This window comes from Limnobacter sp. (genome assembly GCF_046297615.1).
In the GTDB taxonomy this organism is placed as follows: Bacteria; Pseudomonadota; Gammaproteobacteria; order Burkholderiales; family Burkholderiaceae_B; genus Limnobacter.
In genome coordinates this window covers 247,422-268,275 of the sequence record NZ_JBKBHM010000001.1, presented here as the reverse complement: position 1 = coordinate 268,275, position 20,854 = coordinate 247,422, and the positions used below count along the sequence as shown (strand labels likewise).

Sequence of the window (20,854 nt, the reverse complement as noted above, 5' to 3'; positions counted from 1 at the left end):
TGTCTCCTGATAACTATGGATGGGGTGAACAATTCAAACAAACGATTGAATTATTAATCCCATTCTAGACCAGAATTGACTCAGCGGTAACGTTTTTTCAGTTCATTGACCGCATTGGTGTACACCGGCTCAATAGTGTCCCGGCCTGCCACGGACATGTTCAGGTTGCGCACCAGCCCGTCTTTCAGGCTGTAGATCCAGCCATGGATGGTCAAGTCTTGTCCCCGGTCCCACGCGTCTTCAATCAAGGTGCTTTCGGACAGGCGTTTGACTTGCTCAATCACATTCAGCTCGCACAGCGCGTCCAGGCAGGGTTTTTCGTCCGAGCCCTCGGCAGGCACCAAGCCATGGTGGCGGGCCAACTGGTGAATGGGACGGACCCAGGCATCAGCCAAGCCCACCCGGTCACCGCGCATGGCAATACGCACGCCTGAGCAGCCGTAGTGGCCGCACACGATGATGTGTTTCACTTTCAGAATTTCGACCGCAAACTGCGTAGCCGACTGGCAGTTCAAATCACCATGAAACACCTGGTTGGCCACGTTGCGGTGAACAAACACCTCGCCGGGTTGCAGGTTCACGATGGTGTTGGCAGGCACGCGGCTGTCCGAGCAGCCGATCCAGAAGTACTCCGGGGACTGCTGGTTTTCCAGCCGTTTGAAGAATTCAGGGTCGCGGTCAACCTGGGCGGTGGCCCATTCGGCGTTGGCGTCCAGCAGGTGTTGTAAAGAGGTGGTCACGGCGGTTCCGGGCAGGTGAAATCCGGCCCAGTGTACCGCAGCGCCGCACCCGGTGTCAGTCCAGTTGTGTGATCAGGCTCAGTGAAATTGCGCGGTCCGGGCTGGCGGTGGTGCTGCCCGTGGTCATGCCCAACTGCACGGCGGAGGTGCGACTCAGCCCGTAGATGAAGGCGAGGTTGCGTTCACGACGCTCTTGGGCGGTTTGCAAAATTCGGTCGCGCTGGATGGCAGAGACGGTCATCAGCAAAGAACTGCCCAGAGGAACTTGAATGCCTGCAGTGGTGTAATTGCCGTCCAGCAACTTCAGTTGTGGGGTTTGGCCGTAGTACTGGCGCCCGGCGTTCAGGGTCAGTGAAACACCATTCTGAAAGCGGTAGGCCATGTCGGCTTGCGCCGCGTAATCTGTTTTGCCAGTGCCCAGCCCCTGTTTGTCGTCGCCAGTGGGTAGTTTGATCAAGCCAGTGGCGGCCAAGTGGAAGCCCTTGCTTTGAATGGTGCCGACCACATCACGCGAGGCGGTGATCAGCATGTCGCCCACGCCTTTGACCGAGCGCCTCTGTCCGCCAGCACCGCCGGTGACCGCGCCGTTGATCACTGTGCCGGGCCCTTCAAGGGTGATGTAAGGCAGGAATGCAGAAAGCCGCGTGTTTTCGCCTACAAGAGTCAGCCCCACGGTGAAGCTGCGGGCCGTGGTTTCCGAGGTTTGGCCGAATTTGCCTTTGATGCTGTCAAAGCTGGTGGTGAGCACCAGTGGGGCATCTTGATTGGCTGCGATTGCAGCACCATGGAACATCAAACCCAACAAAGCCCCGGCACACGCGTTTTTAATCATATTGTGGTCTCCTCTTTTCGACCTAGTGTAGCCGAAGGAGGGGGGCCGGTCATGCTCCGGATGAATGACGTAACTTTACTGGCCTGCTTACACCGAAAGGCCTAGCCGCCCGTGTTTTCAGCCAGTGCGGCGCGTTGGAGCTTATCCGGCTTGAAGAACTCGGCGGCCTTGTCGATGTTGGCGTCAGACAGCAAGGCGCTGCTGTCGTGGTCGGGGTTTCGTGAGGAAAAATCCATGCGAACAGTGCGCAGTCGGTCGCGCATCCAATCCAGCATCTCGGGCTTTTCTCGCTTGAGGTAGGCCAAACCCACCAAGTCGGCCAAGGCTTCTTCAAACTGGGTGTTGTTGGCAAAACGGATACCCAGGGTTTGTTCCAGTTGAGGCTTAAAGCGGGCGCGTCGGCCTTGTTCAGCCACCGCGCAGTGCGTCAATTCATGCCCGGCTGAAAAAACGATGACCGCTTCCAGTTGTTCGCCTTGCGCGCCATTCAGAAAATGGGCCCACACCCGCCGCGACTGGCTGTTTTCATTCACCTGCAACAGGCAGACGCGCGTGCTGGCGTACATTAACAGCGGTGATGGGCTGCTTTTGTCGGTGCGCAGCACACGCACACGGCCCGAGTCCACCGCAAAGTGTTGTGCAAAACGCGGCACCTGTTCCTCAAACGCTGCGGTGTCCGGTAACTCGCTTGAGGGTGCGAAAATTCCCAGCAGGCCAAACAGCCCGGACACAATGCCCTGCCACATCGCATTTCTCCAACTCAACGTCGATGAATTGGCAACGGCAGTTCAACGGCAGGCAGGATTGCCCGGCAAGGTGGTCCCCCGTGAAGGGGGCCTCATGTCACAATGCGCGTTCTGAACAATGCAAGGTGTGGAGGTAAGGCGTGAGTCAACCCGTGGTGATCGTGACCGGAGCGGCAGGGGCCCTGGGGCAGGCCGTCGCAGCCCATTTGGCCCAGTGCGGTTATCGCCTGATGTTGGTGGACCTGAACCAGCCCGAGTGGGATGGGGACAGCGATGCCGTGTCCATCGGCAATGTGGACTTGACGGTGCCTGAGCATGCCGACGAGGTGTTGAACCAGACTTGGGAGTACTTCGGACAGGTGGACGCAGTGGTGAACCTGGCAGGCACGTTTGTGTGGGAACGCCAGATCGACAGCAACCCGGACACCTGGCAAACCCTGTTTGCGACCAATGTGCAAACCGCAGTCAACATGTGCCAAGCCGTGTTGCCCCAGTTTCAGGCGCAGGAAGGCGGGGTGATTGTGAACGTGGGCGCCTATGCAGCGCACGGCACCGCAGGCGACGGCATGGGCGCTTACGCCGCCAGCAAAGCGGCGGTGTTGAAGTTGACTGAGGCGCTGGCGGCTGAAAACCGGCATTTGGGCATACGCGCCAATGCGGTGTTGCCGTCTATTCTGGATACGCCCGCCAACCGGGAAGCCATGCCCGACGCTGACTTTGAACGCTGGGTTGCGCCGCAATCACTGGCGGAAGTCATTGCCTTTTTGCTGTCGCCCGCTGCGCGCGACATTCACGGCGCAGGCATTCCGGTGACGGGTTTGGTCTAGTCCGTTTTTCGGGCGCTGCACGCGCCATCGGGTGAACTGGTGGCCAGGCCCCGCAGGTAGCAGTCCAGTGCGGATTGCGCTTGCTGGGCCAAATCAAAGCCCTTGGGGTTCAGCACCCAATTGGCGAACAGCCCGTCAATCAAGGCGTGCAGGCCAATGGCTGCGTCCGTGGGGTTGATGTGGGGCGGCAGTTCCCCAGCCTGTTGGGCTGCGGCCAGGCTGGCTCCGATGTCGTCCAGACAGCCTTGCCGTGCCTCCAAGTGCTGGTCCCGAATGGGCAGCATGTCATCGACCAGCTCGGTTTTGTGCATCACGATGTCGAACACCCGCTGGGTGCGGGGGTCTCCGGCCATTAGCCGCACCACGTGCATGGTCCGCTCACGGATGTACAACAGGTTGCCGCAACTGCTGGTGCTGTCCGGTTGCCCGGTGAATTCGTCCATGGGCAGGGTGACCCGTTTGAGCATCGCATCAAACAAGTCCGCTTTGTTTTTGAAATGCCAGTAGATGGCCCCCCGCGTGAGGTTGGCGGCCTTGGCAATGTCGTTCAGCGTGGTGCGGGACACGCCTTTTTCCCCAAACACAGCCTCAGCGGTGTCCAGAATCAGGCTGCGCGTCTCCTGCGCTTCTTCTTTCGTTTTACGTGCCACGACGGTTCTGCCACAAAATGGTAAAAATCTTTACATACACTCGTGAATGTATGTATTATCTGACGAATCGGTCATTAAATCAACAGAAAATTCGGAAGGGCTGTGTCAAAAGCACGGGCCCTATCGCATCTGACAACGGGGAAAACATGCTGAATAATCAATTGGATCGCGCGGCGCAACTGTCTGTTCAAGCCTTGCGTTGGGGTGGTGTTCTGGGCTTGGCTGCAGTGTTGGCCGCGTGCGGCAAAGGCGGCGCACCCGGGGCGGGTGGCCCCGGGCAGGCCATGCCTGTGCCCGTGGTTCAGGTGCAACCTGCTGATCTGGAACTGACCTATGAATACCCCGCCCAAGTCAGCGGCATTCGGGAAGTGGAAATTCGTGCCCGCGTCAGCGGAATCTTGGAAAAGCGTTTGTTCAGCGAAGGCGGCCGTGTGAAGGCGGGCCAATCGCTGTACAAGCTGGATGACGCGCCTTACCAAACTGCACTCACCCGTGCCCTGGCCGACGAAAATGCCGCCAAGGTGCGCTTGGCGCAGGCTGAGCGCGACTACAAGCGCGTGCAACCCCTGATTGAGAGCAAGGCGGTGTCGCAAGCCGAAGCCGATGCGGCGCAATCCGCCTTCGAGGTGGCCAAGGCCGATTTGTCCGTGGCCTCGGCCCGTGTGAAAGAAGCGCGCCTGAATGTGCAGTACGCCCGTGTGGAATCGCCAGTCAGTGGGTTTGCCAGCCGTTCGTTGAAGTCGGAAGGCAGTTTGGTGTCAGGCCCGTCTGAATTGCTGACCACAGTGACTCAGGTGGACCAGGTGTATGTGAATTTCGGCTGGCCCGAGCAAGACCACAACAATCTGAAGTCGGGTGTTCAGGAAGGCCGCATTCAAGTGCCCCGTGACGGGCTGCTGGTGGAAGTGCTGGGCGCGGATGGCAAACCGACTGCGCTGAAGTCCCGCCTGAGCTTTCAGGATGTGCGCGTGAACCCCGGCACTGGCACTGTGGACGCACGTGCTCTGTTGGCCAATGCCAAGGACGCGCTGAACCCTGGCCAGTTTGTGCGCTTGCGCATCAGTGGTGCCAGCCAGAAAGGCGCGGTATTGCTGCCTCAACGCGCTGTGATTGAAAACCCCATGGGCGGCAAAATTGTGATGACTGTGAGTGCCGAGAACAAGGTGGAACCCCGTCCGGTTCAGGTGGCCCAATGGGCAGGCAGCCAGTGGGTGGTCAATTCTGGCTTGGCCGCTGGCGACAAAGTGATCACCGATGGGTTCATGAAAGCGCCCCCCGGCACGCCTGTTCAGCCGGTAGATGCTGCCGCCCCGGCCCAAGCGCCCGCAGCCAAAACGGAAGCCGCCCCCAAAGCGGCTGCCGAGCAGCCTGCCCCAGCCGCCAAACAGTGACCTGACGACCTTCGAGGAAATACACCATGTTTTCGCGTTTCTTCATCGACAGGCCTGTGTTTGCGGCTGTGTTGTCGATTTTCATCATGCTGGCTGGCTTGGCCGCCATGCGTGGTTTGCCCATTGCGCAATACCCTGAAATTGCACCTCCGGTGGTGACAGTACGGGCGGTTTACCCCGGTGCGTCAGCTCGCGTGATTGCCGACACCGTGGCGGCCCCCATCGAAAACGCCATCAACGGCGTGGAAAACATGATGTACATGAGTTCCACGTCCGCTTCCAGTGGTGTGGTTGAAATTCAGGTCACCTTCGAGATTGGCACCAAACCCGACCAAGCCGCCCTGAACGTCAACAACCGCGTCAAGCAGGTGGAAAACATCCTGCCTCAGGAAGTGCGCCGGCAGGGCGTCACAGTCAACAAGGGCTCATCGGCGTTTTTGCAGGTGATTGCGTTTTACTCCGACGACGGGCGGTTTGACGACTTCTACACCTCCAACTACGTGACCCTGAACGTGCTGGACCGGATCAAGCGAATTTCCGGCACCACCAACGTGCAGATTTTCGGGGCGAAAGACTACGCCATGCGCGTGTGGATTCGGCCCGACCGCATGGCCCAGCTCAAGCTGACTGCGGGTGACATTGCCCGCGCCATCACCGAGCAGAACGCGCAGTTCGCGGCCGGTAAGGTGGGCCAAAGCCCCAACGCCAGCGGGCAAGAGTTGGTGTACACCGTCACCACCCAAGGCCGTCTGGCCGACCCCAAGGAATTCGAAAACATCCTGATCCGTGTGAATCCGGATGGTTCTTCACTGCGCCTGAAGGATGTGGCGCGGGTGGAATTGGGCTCGCGCGACTATGACTTCATGGGCCGGGTCAATGGCAAATCCGCCACCTTGGTCGGTGTGTTTCTGCAGCCGGGCGCCAATGCGCTGGATGTGGCCGAGAATGTGAACAACACCCTGAAAGAACTGTCGGCTGATTTCCCGCAGGGCCTGACTTACGCAGTGCCCTACGACACCACACGTTTCGTGAAAGTGTCCATTCGCGAAGTGGTCAAAACACTGGCTGAAGCCATGGTGCTGGTGTTTCTGGTGGTGTTCCTCTTCCTGCAAAACTGGCGCGCCACACTGATTCCGATTCTGGCGGTACCGGTGTCGCTGATTGGTACGTTTGCCGGCTTGTACATGCTGGGGTATTCCATCAACACGCTCACCTTGTTCGGCATGGTGCTGGCCATCGGGATTGTGGTGGACGACGCCATCGTGGTGTTGGAAAACGTGGAACGCATCATGCACGAGGAGGGCTTGAAAGCCCGTGCAGCGGCCATCAAAGCCATGCAGGAAGTGACTGGCCCCGTGATTGCGATTGTGCTGGTGTTGTCGGCGGTGTTTATTCCGATTGCCTTCTTGGGCGGCCTCACGGGCGAGTTGTACCGACAGTTTGCGATCACGATTGCGATTGCGGTGATCATCTCCGGTGTGGTGGCGCTGACACTCACCCCAGCCCTGTGCGTGCTCATTCTGAAAGCCGAGCACAAGCGGCCCAACCGTTTCTTCGACGCCTTCAACGCGTGGTTTGAACGGGTCACCCACCGCTACGTGGGCGGCGTGAAGTTTGTCAGCATGCGGCCTGTGCTGGGTGTTTCAGTGTTCATCGTGATGCTGGTGGCCACCGGGGGCTTGTTCAAGTTCACACCCGGCGCCTTGGTGCCCGACGAAGACCAAGGTTATTACATTGCGGCGGTGTTCCTGCCCGATGGTGCTACCCTGCAGCGCACTGACGAAGTAGTTAAACGAGTGCTGGACGCCACTCAGGCCAACCCGGCCAACGAGTACGCGGTGGCATTCACAGGCTTCGACTTCCTGGGCGGCAGTTTCAAAAACAACGCGGCCACCTTGTTTGTTACCCAGCGCCACTGGGACGAACGCACCGCCACCACCCCGCAGTTGGTGGGCGAACTGTTTGGCCGCACTGCAGGCATTCAGGAAGGCTTGGTGTTGGCGTTTGCACCTCCGCCCATTTTCGGTTTGGGTACCGCCGGTGGTTTTGAGTTTTACATTCAGAACAAAGGCGAGGGCGGCCCTGAAAAACTGGCGCAAGTGATGGGTGCTTTCCAGGCCAAGGCCAACAGTGACCCAAGGCTGGCCGGGGTACAAACCCTATGGAGGCCCGGCACGCCCCAGTTGTATGTGGATGTGGACCGTGAAAAGGCGCGCGCCATGGGTGTGAACGTCAACGATGTGTTTGACACACTGGCCGCCACATTGGGCACGTACTACGTGAACGACTTCAACAAGTTTGGCCGCACTTGGCAAGTGTTGATGTCGGCCGAGCAACAGTACCGCAAAACCCCGGACGACATAGGCCGTATGTATGTGCGTTCCGCCAAGGGCGAGATGATCCCCATTTCCGCCTTGGCCAAGGTCAGCTACTCGCAAGGGCCGGAAACGCTGGAGCGTTTCAACAACCTGCCCGCCGTGAAGTTGCTGGGCAGTGGTGCGCCGGGGGTCAGTTCCGGTGAGGCCTTGAAAGCGATTGAAGAAATTGCCGAAGAAGTGCTGCCGCACGATTTCCAGATCGAGTTCTCGGGGGCGTCCTATCAGGAAAAACGATCAGCCGGTTCGTCCAGCTTCTCGCTGATTCTCGGTGCGCTCATGGTGTTCCTGATTCTGGCTGCCCAGTACGAGAAGTGGAGCCTGCCCATGTCGGTGCTGTTGGCCATGCCGTTTGGTATCTTCGGTGCCTTGCTGGCCGTGTGGCTGCGTGGCATGAACAACGACGTGTACTTCCAGATTGGTTTGGTGACGTTGCTGGGCCTTGCCGCCAAGAACGCGATTCTGATTGTGGAATACGCCGTGTTGAAGCGCACCGAAGGCATGAGTGCCTCGGACGCTGCGCTTGAAGCAGCCCGCTTGCGCTTCCGCCCAATTTTGATGACCTCGCTGGCCTTCATTCTGGGCGTGGTGCCGCTGGCGTTTTCCAGTGGGGCGGGTGCTGGTGCGCGAACTGCGGTGGGCACGGGTGTGATGGGCGGCATGACCGCCGCCACGCTGCTGGCCATTTTCTTTGTGCCGCTGTTTTACCGCCTCATTGATCGAAGCAAGCAAGGTGGCCGCCGCCATGAGGGCGACGACCAGAATTCACAGATTGAACTCTAAGAAGGGGAACATGATGAAGTTAAAAACCCTGACCCGTTGGATGTTGAATGCCGGTGTCCTGATGACACTGACTGCCTGTGCCTCGGGCATTCCCCTGCTGAAAGCCAACAAGGCGCAACCCGTGGCGGACAAAGTGGCGGTGGAGCTCCCAGCAGGCGCACGTGGTGTCACCGTGAATGAGTTTCAGGACGAACGCTGGTGGACCTTGCTGGGCGACCCTGGCTTGAACGAAACTGTCGAAACCGCCCTGAGCAACAACACCGATGTGCGTTTGGCCAATGAGCGGCTGAATGAGGCCGGTGCAGTGTTGGGCATCGCCAAGTCAGCCCGTTGGCCAGCCATTTTTGGTCAGTTGACCGAGTCGCGTGGCCGCACCACCCAAGCCGGCAACAGCCCCTTCTTCAACCCCAATGTGAATGAAAGCACACGCTTGGGCCTTGGGGCCACTTGGGAGCTGGACCTGTGGGGCAAAATTGCCGCGCAAACTGATGCAGCCCGCGCCTCTTTGATGGCCCAGTCCTACAACCTGCGCGGTGTGCGGCTGAGTGTGGCAGCCACTGCAGCGTCGCTGTACACGCAAGTTCGCGTTTTGGGTTTGCAACTGAATGTGCTGGAACAAACGCTGACCAGCCGCGAGCAGGCTTACGCTTTGGCGAAGAAACGCTTCGAAGTGGGCCTCATTAACGAGTTGCAGTTGCGCCAAACCGAGGCGGAATACCAAACCGTGAAAGCGCAGTTGCCGGACACCCGGGAACAACTGTCCAAAGTGAACAACGCCTTGTCGGTGTTGCTGGCTGGTAAGTCTTCACGCATCGATGCCTTGTCGGCTGACAACCTGAAGCTGACCCGCGTCTTCATCCTGCCCGCAGACACGCCTTCTGAATTGTTGCTGCGCCGCCCCGACCTGGCTGCTGCCGAGCAACAATTGGCGGCCTCGGAAGCCAACCTCGAAGTGGCCCGCAAAGCGTTCTTTCCATCGATTGGCTTAAGTGCCTTCGGTGGCCGGGAAAGCGCGGCCTTGGACCGCCTGTTCACAGGCCCAGCCAAGGTGTGGAATTTTCAGGCTCAGTTGACCCAGCCGATTTTTCAGGCAGGCCGCCTGTTTGATGAGCGCGATGCCGCCGTGGCCCGCCGCAACCAAGCTGTGCTTCAGTATGAAGCCAGTGTACGCACCGCGTTTCAGGAAGTGTATGACGCGATTGTGGCGCAGCGTGAAGCCCGCGAACGCCTGACGGCCCGTGAACAGCAGGTGCAGGCCTTGGCCGAAGTAGTGCGCTTGGCGCAATTGCGCGTGGACAACGGTGTGGCCAACCAACTGGAATTGCTGGATGCCCAGCGCAACCTGTTGCAAGCGCAGCTGAGTTGGGCCGGTGCCTGGCAAGCTCAGCAGGGGGCAACCCTGCTGATGATCCGTGCCTTGGGCGGCGGCTTCAAAGCCGACAGCACTGTGGCGCTTAATGCACAGTGAAGCGTTTGACGGTGTCTTGCAGGGTGTTGGCCACACGGCTTAACTCCTGCACGCACCGGTGGTTTTCATCAATGGCTTGATGGCTTTGCTGCACCATGGCCGAAATGGTTTCCATGGTGTGGGCCACCAAGGCGGTGGCTTCCCGTTGTTCGCGCATGCCTCGGGCAATTGAATCAACCCCTGTGGCCGCTTCACTGACTTTACCGCGGGTGCCCTGCATGCTGTGCATGGCTTCGCCGGCCTGTTGGCGTGACGCGTTGATGGATTTCAACCCGTGCTGAACTGCCTCTTCCACCACCGTGGCCAGGTTGTTCAGCGTGCCTGTGGTTTGTGAAATCAACTGCGCAGACTGCGAGCTTTTCTCGGCCAGCTTGCGAACCTCATCGGCCACCACCGCAAAGCCGCGCCCTTGCTCGCCCGCGCGCGCCGCTTCAATGGCAGCGTTCAAGGCCAGCAGGTTGGTTTGTTCGGCAATCTCGCCAACTTGCTGGCTCAACTCGGAAATCTGCTGTGTCGCTTCAATGAACTCGCCCACCGAACGGGAAATGTGGTTCACATTGGTTTCAACCTGACCAATGTCCGACACCAAGGCTTCAATTTTGGTGCTGCTCTGCGAGGTTTGTTCCAGGCCGTTCTGAGCGGTTTCCAGCACACTTTCAGCCGATTCAGTCACGCTGGACACACTGGCATTCAACTCTTCCACCGCACTGGCGGTCGATGTGGCCGATTCCGATTGTTTGTGCGCGGCTTGCCGCAATGTTTCACCGGATTGAGTCAGTTGGCTGGAGGCCCGGTTCATCAGGTCCACGCCCGATTTCACATCCGTCACCGTGCTGCGCAAGGCGTCATTCATGTCCGCCAGCGCGTTCACCAATTGGCCGGTTTCATCCTGCGCCGTCGAGCGAGGCACTTCACGCAGGTCGCCCCGCGCAATGCGTTGGCTTAGCTGCACCACCTGGCTGATAGACCCGGTGACAGAACTGACCACTTTATGCCCAAACACCAGAATGACCAGCATGGACAGGCTGGCGATGCCCACGGTGACCCACGCGCGTTGCGCAGAATTGGCTTGGGCCTGGTTCAGTTCTTCAAGAAACCGGGCCTTTTTGCTTTTGGCCAGGTCTTCCAGCCCACTGATGGTGCTTTTTGCAGCCACATGGCACACCGTGAGAATCAGGTCGTAGGCAGTGGCTTGGTCACCCGCATCCGAAGCCTTCACAATTTGCCCCACAATGCCTTTCAAATCTCCCCAGCCTTGGTTGGCTTTGCGCCATTGCTCAAGTTCTATGGGGGTTTTGGCGCCTTGTTCGAGGGTGCTCATTGCTTGGTCCACTTTACCGGCCAGGCCCTTGATCACTTCAAGGTAACTGGCAATCTCTTGAGGGGACTTACCCTGAGCACGGCTGATCAACAGGTCACGCAACTGGATGCGCGCATTCTGAATGTTCTCGGCGGTGGTGCCCACCAGCAAAATTGGGTCTACCTGGGCATCAATCAATTGTTGTACCAATTGGTTTTGCTGGGTGTTCTGGTGAAAGAAAAGGCCCATGACAAGCAGACCTTGAGCGCACAGCACGCCCAGAATCAGCCAGATTTTTCGGGAAACACTCCATTGATTCATCCTCGTTCTCCAAATCGGTGGTGGCGGCGTGTGGGTGGTTTTTCGTGTGTATTCAACAGGGTGACGTCTAGGCTACTGGGATGAAGCGCGCGCCACACCACCCAAATTTGTCAGGCCATACCCCGCGTTTGTCGTAGACAAGCGAAAACTAGAGCGTGGCCTCTTCTCAAGTTTTAGGGAGTTGGTTACACTCAAACCATTACATTACTCAATGGCAATAAAGAGGCGCAAAGTTGTAAGGTAAGCGCCCAAGCCCAGTGCTAGGAGACCTGACATGAAACAGATTCTGGGTGCGCTGCTCAAGCGCCATCAAGACCAAGGGCCTGCGTCCAAAACGGACGTCGAACTGCGCCAGCGCCAAGTCAAGTTTGATTGGGAGAACACCCCTCTGGACTGGATTCCCAACGAGCCCTTCACCAGCTACTTCATCAACGAGATCAACCTGATTCTGCCCGAGGGTGAATTCTGGTTCTGCCGCCTGTACAACAAGGCCCTGCCGATGATCACCGATGAAAAACTGCGAGAAGACGTGCGGGGTTTCATCAAGCAGGAAGCCATGCACGCCCGTGGCCACAACGCGGCCACCGAGGAATACCTGGTGCAGCGGGGCATTGACCCCAGCCGTAACCGGGCCGTGATGAAGTACCTGTTCGGCGTGATTGCCGACGACAAGCCCTTTGGCAAACAACTGCCCAAATGGGCTGAAATGCCTTGGTTGCGTGCCCGTTTGGGCCTGGTGGCCACCATTGAGCACCTCACCTGTGTGCTGGGCATGTACGTGCTTGAAAACAAACGCTGGGACGAGCTGAAGGCCGACCCAGTGCTGCTGGACCTGTTGCGCTGGCACGGCGCTGAAGAGGTTGAACACCGCAGCGTGGCTTTCGACTTGTACAAGCACTTAGGGGGGTCTTATTTCTCCCGGTACTACATGACCTTGCTGGTTTTCCCGCTGATTTTCGGGCTGTGGGTCGATGGCGCTGCCAACCTGATGTCTCAAGACGCCCGTTTTGCTGGCAAAAAGCCTTCTGTGTTCCGGCCCTGGATGTGGGCCAAGTGGTTCTCTGAATCACGCCGGGGCCTGCTGCCCTCGCCTTTGTGGCTGGCTTACCGCACCCTGCCGTATTTCAGCCCCTGGTACGACCCCACGCTGGAAGGCTCTACCGACATCGCGTCGGACTATCTCGCCAACTCCCCGGCCGCCAAGGCCGCCACGGCGGTCAACAGCAAGCCTGTCGTCAGCCCCGCGCTCCAGCCAGCCGAGGCCTGAATGCAGGCTTGACCTTCCTACAGTTGGAAGGTTTACCGTGGGCCCTACTGTCGTTCAGAAGGGCCCACCATGTCTCAAGTACAACTGCCCAAGCGCCACCCGTTTTGGCTGGTGCTTTGCGCTGCGTTGCCCTTGCTGTCAGCCTGCGTGGGTTTAAACCCTCAGGCGGATACCCAACACCTGAACCAGCAGTATCCCCAGTTCACCCAAGGCCTCTGGGCTGGGGCCAATTCCGCCATGGCGCCGGCAGAACTGGACGAGGCGCTGTCTTCTGAGTTGAGCCAAGCCGCAGCGGTGGCCGTGGCCCTGCGTCACAGCCCGGTGATGAAGGCCTTGATCGCCGAGCAAACCGCCCGCACAGCCACCTTGGTGCAGCAGGGCCGACTGCCCAACCCGGTACTGTCTCTGGAGCGCTTGGTTACCGGCCCAGAAGTGGACATCGGCCGCCTGCTGACCATCGGCTTGGTTGATGTGTTGACCTTGCCTTGGCGGCAGGCTGCGGCGGGCCGCGCCCTGGAGTGGGGGCAGGCCATGCAAGCCCAAATTCTGGTGGACCACGTCACTGCCGTGCGCATGGCTTGGGTTGATGCTGTGGCCGCGCAAGCGCGTGCACAGTACGCCCAACAGGTGTTTGAGAGTGCCTCGGCCAGCTCCGAATTGGCACACCGCATGCAGCAGGCCGGCAACTTCACGGCGCTGGACCGTATGCGGCAACAGGGCTTTCAGGCCGATGCCGTTGCCATGGTGGCCCAAACCAATCTGTCTGTTCGACAAACCCGTGAAACTTTGGTGCGCCTCTTGGGTTTGTCGGCGGAACACGCAGAGCGCTTGCGTTTGCCAGGGCGATTGCCGGACATTCCTGCGGCCCCTTCCAGTGTCAAAGACACCATGGAACAGGCCCGTGACCGAATTGACTTGCAAGTGGCCCTGGCTTGGCTGAACCATGAATCGGCACGCCGGGGCGTAGTCATTCCCGCCAGTTGGCTGGACGTTGAGCTGGGTGTCCGGCGCGATTCAGCCCGCGACACCAGCACGGGCCAAGGCAGCCGAGGGCGGGGGGGCGAACTTGACCTGACCCTGCCGCTGTTTGATGACGGCAGAGTGATTCGCCAGCGTCTGGATGCCTCACTTCAGGCGGCCGCCGCGCGTGTTCAGACTGTCCTTGTTCAGGCCTCCTCCCATGTACGGCAGGCGCATGATTCTTACCGAACCGCCCATGAATTGGCCCGACACTACCAAACCGAACTGATACCCCTGCGCCGAAAAATGGCCGAGGAAAACCTGCTGCGTTACAACGCCATGATGATCAGCGTGTTCGAATTGCTGGCCGACAACCGTGAACAAATCGCGGTGGTGTCGCGGGCGCTGGATGCACAGGCTCAATTCTGGCGGGCGGATGCGGCTTTGCAGGCCAGTGTCGTTGGGCGGCCCATCGATGCCCAGTCACCAATGCCCCAAAGCACCGCTGCTCAGTCCTACGCCGCCGTCGACCGGCATTGATGGAGCTTCCCGACCGTGAACCCCACACGACGTTCATTCATCCAACACGCCACGCTGGCCCTGGCGGGTGCGTCTGTGGCCCCCGTGGCCATGGCGGCCATTCCCGAGCCGGTTTTCCAGGCCAGTGCCGACACCCAAGGCCCCTGGTTGCCACCCAATGGCCGTCCGTACAACCCCGTCGTTACCCTGAACGGTTGGACCTTGCCTTGGCGCATGAATCAAGGCGTCAAGGAGTTTCACCTTGTTGCAGAACCAGTTCAGCGGGAATTGGCCCCTGGCATGGTGGCCAATTTGTGGGGCTACAACGGGCAAAGCCCTGGCCCCACCATCGAAGTGGTCGAAGGCGACCGGGTTCGAATTTATGTCACCAACCGCCTGTCGGAGCACACCAGTGTGCATTGGCACGGCCAGCGCCTGCCCAATGGCATGGACGGTGTCAGTGGTCTGACCCAGCCCCCCATCCCGTCCGGGAAAACCTTTGTGTATGAGTTTGTGGCGCGGCGGCCCGGCACCTTCATGTACCACCCGCACGCCGACGAAATGGTACAAATGGCGATGGGCATGATGGGCTTTTGGGTCACCCATCCCAAGGGCCAACATCCACACATCCAACCAGTGGACCGCGATTATTGTTTCCTGCTCAACGCCTATGACATCGACCCCGGGGCGGCCACGCCCAAGGTCATGACCATGCTGGATTTCAACCTCTGGACCTGGAACAGCCGAGTGTTTCCGGGGATTGCCCCGCTGGTGGCCCGTAAAAACGAGCGCGTCCGGCTGCGCGTGGGCAACCTCACCATGACCAACCACCCCATTCACTTGCACGGGCATGAGTTCGAGGTGACCGGCACCGATGGTGGGCCTGTTCCGCGCTCCGCCCGATGGCCCGAAGTCACTGTGGACATTGCCGTGGGCCAGATGCGGCAAATGGAGTTTCTCGCAGATGAAGAAGGCGATTGGGCCTTGCACTGCCACAAAAGCCACCACACCATGAATGCCATGGGCCATGGTTTGCCCACGATGATTGGCGTGGACCAACGAGGAGTGGCTGAGAAAATCACCAACCTGATCCCCGACTACATGGCCATGGGTCAGGCCGGGATGGCCGAAATGTCGTCCATGTCCATGCCGCTGCCCGACAACACCCTGCCCATGATGACGGGCGACGGGCCTTTTGGCTCACTGGAAATGGGCGGTATGTTCACGGTCCTGAAGGTTCGCAAGGATCAACCCACTGGCGACTACACCGACCCCGGCTGGTTCAAACACCCTGCGGGTACTGTGGCCACGGAGGCCACAGGCCCTGTTCCCGAGCCAAGCAGGCCAGCCCCACTGGTCAAGCCCAGTCGGCCACCCATTCAAATCCGAAAACCCGGCGGCCACGCCGGCCACTGAACAGCAGGAGTGTTTTTAATGAACAGTCACGTTAAACAATCGTTGAATCTGGTGTTGCTTGCCGGTTCTCTCGGGGGCCTTTCAGCAGCCTCATCCGCAGCCCTCGCCCAAGCCCATGACCATGCCGGGCACAGCGCACAAACAGCACCTGCTGATGCCGCCGAAGCCTGGGCCGAGGGCGAGGTTCGCCGCGTCAACAAGGCCGCAGGAACACTCACGTTACGGCATGGCGAATTGCGTTCGGTGGGGATGCCCCCAATGACCATGGTGTTCAGCGTCGACAACACGCAAAACCTGGAAGGCTTGGCAGAAGGCGACAAGGTGCGCTTCACCGTCCGCAAAGCGGGTTCGCAACTGATCGTGACTCGCCTGCAAAAAGCGCCAGCCCCCTAAAACCGCCGAAATCCTCCTTTATCATCACCCTTTGTCCCATAACCAACAAAGACAGGGGTGTGCATGAGCCTTTGGCGCAAAATCATCGTTCCTGTGGTGCTGCTTCCCGTGGTCGTCATCGGCGGCCTGGCCCTGTGCAGCAAAAACAACATTCAGTCGGTTGCGTGGGCGCCTGCCCCTGCCCCGTCATTGGACACAGGCCCCTACCAGCGCAACGACGCCTTGGCCGCCATCACCGTGCATGGCCGGGCCAACCTGCCGCAACCTGAATCGCTCGCCTTGGGCCCCGATGGCAAGCTGTACACCGGGCTGGCCAATGGCGACATTGTTCGTTTCAGCCCCAGTCAATTGGCCATGCCGGGCCAGGCCGATGCCGTACCTTTGGAAATGGTGGTCAACACCGGTGGCCGGCCCTTGGGCATGACGTTTCACCCAGAGGGTTTTTTGGTGGTGGCTGACGGCCAGCGTGGTTTGTTGAAAGTGGATGTGGCGGGCCTGTCCACCCCCAGCACCAGCGTGAAGGTGCTGGCCTCGCAGTTTGAAGGCCAAACCATGCGGTTTGTGGACGATGTGGCCGTAACCCCGGATGGCCAAGCCGCCTATTTTTCCGATGCATCCACCAAGTACGGCATGGACGCGGTGGTCATCGACCTGCTGGAACACGGTGGCCATGGTCGCCTGTACCGTTACGACTTCGCCACCCATCAGGTCAGCTTGGTGAAGGATGCCCTGAATTTCGTCAACGGCGTGACCCTGTCCAAAGCCGGTGACGCCGTGGTGTTCACCGAAACAGGCAGTTACTGGGTTCACCGGCACTGGATCGCCGGGCCCAAAGCCGGGCAAACCGAAGTGCTCATCGACAACCTACCCGGTTTCCCCGACAACATCCGCACCGACGCCCAAGGCCTGCACTGGGTGGCCTTGCCCAGCAGCCGCGACAAGCTCGTGGACCTGCTGGCACCGTACCCGACCATCCGCAATTTGGTGGGCCACTTGCTGGAAGTGGTGAGTTTCCCGGTCAACCGCACCGCCATGGCTGTGGCAGTGGACGACCAAGGCCAGGTGCGCGCCAATTTGCAAGCCCTCAAGGCTGACCAGTACCATTACATCACCCAAGTCACCCCCGTGGGCGACCAGTTGTTCTTCAGTTCAGTGACTGTTGCCGGTGTGGCCCGCATGGCCAGGCCCGACATTCGCTAACCCTTTTTTCAGGAGTTGTCTCATGGCCAAAGCGCCCGCTGCCAAAGCCCCCAAGAAAGTCGCTGGCAAAAAGCCCGACATGCCTTCCATCAACATCGGCATTCCCGACGCCCAACGCGCCGCCATTGCCCAAGGTCTGAGCCGCCTGCTGGCGGAAACCTACACCCTGTACCTCACCACCCACAATTTCCACTGGAACGTCACCGGCAAGATGTTCAACACCTTGCACACCATGTTCATGGACCAGTACACCGAAATGTGGAATGCCGTGGACCCCATCGCCGAACGCATTCGTGCGCTGGGCTTCCACGCCCCCGGCTCTTACGCCGAGTTTGCCAAGCTGAGTACCCTGCCCGACGCCCCCGCCAAGCCCCCTAAGGCCATGGAGATGGTCGAACTGCTGGCCAAAGGCCATGAAGCCATTGCCCGCACAGCCCGCGAAATTTTCCCGGTGGTGGATGAGGCCGACGACCAGCCCTCCGCCGACGTGCTGACCCAGCGCATGGACATCCACGAAAAAACTGCGTGGATGTTGCGTGCCCTGCTGGAAGACTAATCACCCTTGTCCCCCGTCGAGGGGGCCGCATGCTGCATCCAAACGGAACCCTGCCGGGTTGAGCTTTCAATGACATCACAGGTGAGTGCCTCTGGCGAGGACTTTGACTATGAAGAGGCCGTGATGGCCTGCGCTCGGGGCGAGCAATTTGCCCTGCAGGCCATTTACGCGCGCGATGGGCGGTGGCTTTACGCCGTTGCCTTGCGAATTCTCAAACGCCGCGAGTTGGCCGAAGAGGCCCTGCAGGACGGCATGGTCAAAGTGTGGAGCCGGGCGCGCATGTATTCGCCAGCATTGGGTTCAGCCCGGGGTTGGGTGTACACCATCGTGCGCAACCAGGCCCTGAACCTGCTGCGCAAGAACGCCCACGAGACCAGTTCGGAAGACCTGGTGTTGCCTGAGCTGTCAGAGGAGGACAATCAGGAATTGGCCCAGGAAGCTGGGCGCCTGAACCGCTGCCTGGGGCATCTGGATGAAGCCAAACGCAACGCCATCATGTTGGCGTTTGTGGAGGGTTACACCCACGAACAGATCGCCCAGCGTTTGAATACGCCCTTGGGCAGCGTGAAGTCCTGGATACGTCGTGGGCTGTTGAAATTGAAGGAGTGCCTGTCATGACTGAGCATCAGGCCGATTCCCCCGAAGACATTCGGGTCATTGAAGCCGGTGAGTACGTGCTTGGGGTCATGCCCGAGGGCGAGCGCAGCGCATTCGAAACCCGCCTGAATCAGGACCCGGAACTGGCACGCGAGGTGCGGAACTGGACTGAACAGTTCACCCGCATGGCCGCCAACATTCCGGCAGCCAGCGCCGTCAACCCCGCGGTGTGGACTGGTGTGGCCGCCCGCATTCAGAACCCGTCCGCCCAAGCTGGCAAGGCTGGCCTGTCCGGTTGGTGGGGCCGTTTGGTGCAAGGCTGGGCTGTGGCCGCCTCCGTGGTGGCCGTGGTGCTGTCGGTGCAAGTGCTGGGCGGTGCTGAACCCGCCACGGGTGGGGCCCGTTACGTGGCCATCATGAAAAGCCCGGACAACAGCACCGAATGGTTGGTGGAGGCTGCGCCCGACAACATGGTCCGCATTTACCAACTGGGCGGCTCGCCCGTGCAGGGCGGCGCAGCCGGCGTGCAGGGCAAATCCTTGCAGTTGTGGACCAAAGGGCCCAGCGATGCCACTGTGCGTGCCGTAGGCTTGGTTGAACTGGGCAAACCTTGGGTGTTGCCCGCACAGGCGCTGTCTGGCCTGACCGATCAACAATTGTTTGCCGTCAGCCTGGAACCTGCGGGCGGCTCGCCCTATGCGGACAAACCCACCGGCCCCGTGGTGTTGGCTGGAAAAACAGTGGCCTTGAACCCCTGAGAGTGAATTACTTGATGTGACTTTTGTCGCGCAGCAAGTCCATGCTCATGATTTCAATGCTGCCCCGGCGCAAGGCCAAAATGCCCTCGCCTTCCATCTCTTTCAGAATCTGATTGATGGTTTGGCGTGACACCGCCAGCATGTCCGACAGTTTGTCCTGCGACACATGCAACACACGGCTGCTCAACTGGCCGCTGTCCGCCCGTATGCCATAACCCTCGGCCATCAGCAGAATACGCCGGGCCAGCCGTATGGGCGTGGGCAACAGCGCAGCGTCTTCAATCGCCCCAAAAATCAGCCTCACTTTCTGGGTCAACAGCAAACCGAAATCGCGCCAATACTGTGGGTGTTCCTGGCACACCATGTCCAGCATGCCTTGGCGCACATGAAACAGGGTACAGGCCGAATCGGCCAGCGCATCGTGGGTGCGGGGTTGCCGGTCAAACAGGCAAATCTCGCCAAACCAGTCCGGTGGGTCAATCAGCGTCAGCATCACCTGTTTGTCTTCCGCGCCAAATTTGCTGGCGCCCACCACTTGCATGGACCCTTTCAGCACCGCATAAATGCCGTCGGCCTGGTCGCCGCGCGAGAACAGGCGCTGCCCGGCAGTCAGGGTTTTGAGTTGCCCGTAATCCAGCAGCCATTGCTTCAGCGGTGCTGGCAGGTTCGAAAACCACCGGCCCCGGTTCAGGATCAACTGGATGTGCTCAATTTGCATGGGAATGTGGGTCCGTCTTGTTGTGTGTTGGAGTTGTGACGTGCAGTTGATCTTAATGGATCGTACTATGTCAGGCAATTGACAGATTCAAGCGCCAGCCTTTGCGACACTGGCGCCTCATTAGTCACACCGCAGTTTGTGTTGGAGAACACCATGTCCGCTTTGCACCAACAATTGGGCAAATACGCTGAATATCACCGCGACCCCCGCAACATTGCCACGCACTTTGTGGGCATTCCCATCATTGTGCTGTCCATGTTTGTGCTGCTGTCCCGCCCGGTTTTTGACGTGGCTGGCCTGTCATTGAATGCCGCCTTGCTGGCGTTTTTGCTCTCAAGCCTCTATTACTTCCGCCTCAGTGTGGGCTACGGGCTGGCCATGTTTGTGGCCCATGGGGCTTTGCTGTTGGTGGCCAACCAGTTTGCCAACCTGGGCACCATCGCCTGGGCGTCGGTGGGTGTGGGCCTGTTCGTGCTGGGCTGGATCATCCAGTTTGTGGGCCACTACTATGAAGGCCGCAAACCTGCGTTTGTGGACGACTTGATGGGCCTGGTGATTGGCCCCCTGTTCGTGGTGGCTGAACTGGGCTTTTTGATTGGCGTGGGCAAAGGCACCCGCAATGCGGTTGAACACCAGGCCGGGCCAGTGCGCCGCCGCGAGGCTCGCGCTTAAAACCCCCAGTGCACATCCACCTGCTTGCGCATGGCGGCTTCCATCATCTGCAGCAGGGGGTAAGCACGTTGCCCCAGGCTGACCTGGTTGCTCAGCGCCGCCTTTTCTTCAGCGCTTAGGTCGGTTTCATCCACGGGCTCGGCCTGCGCCATCTTCTCCGTGTTGATGGCGGCCACCAATTGGGCGTGCAAGGCGGGCAGGTCGGCGGGTTCAATCACCCCACGGCCTGACAGCTCAAGCCCCATCACCCGAAACAAGTCCTCCGCATTGTTTTTGAACATCACAATGTCGGCGGCTGCTTTGGATTTGAATTTCACGATCGCCATCTTTTCTGGTCTCGCAATCAATCGGTCGGTGGGCGGGTT

Annotated in this window: 20 protein-coding genes; 13 read left to right on the top strand and 7 right to left on the bottom strand. The window is 59.5% G+C overall.

The genetic code is table 11. The annotated features are described in order from the left end of the window. Positions 1-80: 80 nt before the first annotated feature. The 3 genes from can to ACK4FF_RS01270 form a co-directional block, all read right to left on the bottom strand. Positions 81-740 carry a carbonate dehydratase gene (gene can, locus ACK4FF_RS01280; protein ID WP_409703769.1) on the bottom strand — a complete coding sequence of 220 codons (660 nt, stop codon included), beginning with the start codon at positions 738-740 and terminating at the stop codon, positions 81-83. A 55-nt stretch (positions 741-795) separates the two neighbouring features. Continuing rightward, positions 796-1,572 (bottom strand): transporter, encoded by a 777-nt coding sequence (locus ACK4FF_RS01275; RefSeq protein ID WP_409703766.1) that lies wholly within the window; start codon positions 1,570-1,572, stop codon positions 796-798. 101 nt (positions 1,573-1,673) lie between these two features. After that, entirely contained in the window at positions 1,674-2,318 is a 645-nt protein-coding gene (locus tag ACK4FF_RS01270) for a hypothetical protein (protein WP_409703763.1), read from the bottom strand. Positions 2,319-2,458: 140 nt separating this feature from the next. Between ACK4FF_RS01270 and ACK4FF_RS01265 the strand changes: the two genes are divergently transcribed. Continuing rightward, the gene (locus tag ACK4FF_RS01265) at positions 2,459-3,145 is read left to right on the top strand and encodes an SDR family oxidoreductase (RefSeq protein ID WP_409703760.1); all 687 of its coding nucleotides are present in this window, start codon (positions 2,459-2,461) and stop codon (positions 3,143-3,145) included. On the opposite strand, the gene ACK4FF_RS01260 is transcribed toward ACK4FF_RS01265, so the two are convergent. Then, positions 3,142-3,795 carry a TetR family transcriptional regulator gene (locus tag ACK4FF_RS01260; protein WP_409703757.1) on the bottom strand — a complete coding sequence of 218 codons (654 nt, stop codon included), beginning with the start codon at positions 3,793-3,795 and terminating at the stop codon, positions 3,142-3,144. The two genes, ACK4FF_RS01265 and ACK4FF_RS01260, sit on opposite strands and share 4 nt — an antisense overlap. A gap of 146 nt (positions 3,796-3,941) precedes the next feature. On the opposite strand from ACK4FF_RS01260, the gene ACK4FF_RS01255 reads away from it, so the two are divergent. The 3 genes from ACK4FF_RS01255 to ACK4FF_RS01245 are packed head-to-tail and all read left to right on the top strand — an operon-like array spanning position 3,942 to position 9,812. Next, positions 3,942-5,186 (top strand): efflux RND transporter periplasmic adaptor subunit, encoded by a 1,245-nt coding sequence (locus ACK4FF_RS01255; protein WP_409703754.1) that lies wholly within the window; start codon positions 3,942-3,944, stop codon positions 5,184-5,186. A 26-nt stretch (positions 5,187-5,212) separates the two neighbouring features. Continuing rightward, positions 5,213-8,344, top strand: a complete 3,132-nt coding sequence (locus tag ACK4FF_RS01250; protein ID WP_409703751.1) for an efflux RND transporter permease subunit — start codon at positions 5,213-5,215, stop codon at positions 8,342-8,344. A gap of 10 nt (positions 8,345-8,354) precedes the next feature. Next, complete coding sequence (locus ACK4FF_RS01245; RefSeq protein ID WP_409703748.1) at positions 8,355-9,812, top strand: efflux transporter outer membrane subunit; 1,458 nt, start codon at positions 8,355-8,357, stop codon at positions 9,810-9,812. Here ACK4FF_RS01245 and ACK4FF_RS01240 read toward each other — a convergent pair. After that, positions 9,799-11,433, bottom strand: a complete 1,635-nt coding sequence (locus tag ACK4FF_RS01240; protein WP_409703745.1) for a methyl-accepting chemotaxis protein — start codon at positions 11,431-11,433, stop codon at positions 9,799-9,801. The two genes, ACK4FF_RS01245 and ACK4FF_RS01240, sit on opposite strands and share 14 nt — an antisense overlap. Before the next feature lie 274 nt (positions 11,434-11,707). Here ACK4FF_RS01240 and ACK4FF_RS01235 point away from each other — a divergent pair, with 274 nt between their 5' ends. From ACK4FF_RS01235 to ACK4FF_RS01200, 8 genes are all read left to right on the top strand, one after another. Next, the gene (locus ACK4FF_RS01235; protein WP_409703742.1) at positions 11,708-12,700 is read left to right on the top strand and encodes a metal-dependent hydrolase; all 993 of its coding nucleotides are present in this window, start codon (positions 11,708-11,710) and stop codon (positions 12,698-12,700) included. A 69-nt stretch (positions 12,701-12,769) separates the two neighbouring features. Then, positions 12,770-14,200: a TolC family protein gene (locus tag ACK4FF_RS01230; RefSeq protein ID WP_409703739.1), complete on the top strand. Its 1,431-nt coding sequence runs from the start codon at positions 12,770-12,772 to the stop codon at positions 14,198-14,200. 15 nt (positions 14,201-14,215) lie between these two features. Then, the gene (locus ACK4FF_RS01225) at positions 14,216-15,595 is read left to right on the top strand and encodes a multicopper oxidase family protein (RefSeq protein ID WP_409703736.1); all 1,380 of its coding nucleotides are present in this window, start codon (positions 14,216-14,218) and stop codon (positions 15,593-15,595) included. Positions 15,596-15,613: 18 nt separating this feature from the next. Further along, positions 15,614-15,988 carry a copper-binding protein gene (locus ACK4FF_RS01220; protein ID WP_409703733.1) on the top strand — a complete coding sequence of 125 codons (375 nt, stop codon included), beginning with the start codon at positions 15,614-15,616 and terminating at the stop codon, positions 15,986-15,988. Between the two features lie 63 nt (positions 15,989-16,051). Then, positions 16,052-17,188, top strand: coding sequence for an SMP-30/gluconolactonase/LRE family protein (locus tag ACK4FF_RS01215; RefSeq protein WP_409703730.1), 1,137 nt, complete (start codon positions 16,052-16,054; stop codon positions 17,186-17,188). Between the two features lie 79 nt (positions 17,189-17,267). Beyond that, positions 17,268-17,744 (top strand): Dps family protein, encoded by a 477-nt coding sequence (locus ACK4FF_RS01210; protein ID WP_409704823.1) that lies wholly within the window; start codon positions 17,268-17,270, stop codon positions 17,742-17,744. Between the two features lie 69 nt (positions 17,745-17,813). Then, complete coding sequence (locus ACK4FF_RS01205; RefSeq protein ID WP_409703727.1) at positions 17,814-18,362, top strand: sigma-70 family RNA polymerase sigma factor; 549 nt, start codon at positions 17,814-17,816, stop codon at positions 18,360-18,362. Continuing rightward, the gene (locus ACK4FF_RS01200; protein WP_409703724.1) at positions 18,359-19,099 is read left to right on the top strand and encodes an anti-sigma factor domain-containing protein; all 741 of its coding nucleotides are present in this window, start codon (positions 18,359-18,361) and stop codon (positions 19,097-19,099) included. The genes ACK4FF_RS01205 and ACK4FF_RS01200 overlap by 4 nt, the downstream gene beginning before the upstream one ends. Positions 19,100-19,106: 7 nt before the next feature. Here the strand turns inward: ACK4FF_RS01200 and ACK4FF_RS01195 are convergent, their stop codons facing one another. Then, a complete protein-coding gene (locus tag ACK4FF_RS01195; protein WP_409703721.1) occupies positions 19,107-19,817 on the bottom strand; it encodes a Crp/Fnr family transcriptional regulator in 711 nt (236 codons plus the stop codon). A 153-nt stretch (positions 19,818-19,970) separates the two neighbouring features. Between ACK4FF_RS01195 and ACK4FF_RS01190 the strand changes: the two genes are divergently transcribed. Next, positions 19,971-20,489, top strand: a complete 519-nt coding sequence (locus ACK4FF_RS01190) for a DUF962 domain-containing protein (protein ID WP_409703718.1) — start codon at positions 19,971-19,973, stop codon at positions 20,487-20,489. On the opposite strand, the gene ACK4FF_RS01185 is transcribed toward ACK4FF_RS01190, so the two are convergent. Next, positions 20,486-20,815, bottom strand: coding sequence for a DUF1840 domain-containing protein (locus ACK4FF_RS01185; RefSeq protein WP_409703715.1), 330 nt, complete (start codon positions 20,813-20,815; stop codon positions 20,486-20,488). The two genes, ACK4FF_RS01190 and ACK4FF_RS01185, sit on opposite strands and share 4 nt — an antisense overlap. Between the last annotated feature and the right edge of the window lie 39 nt (positions 20,816-20,854).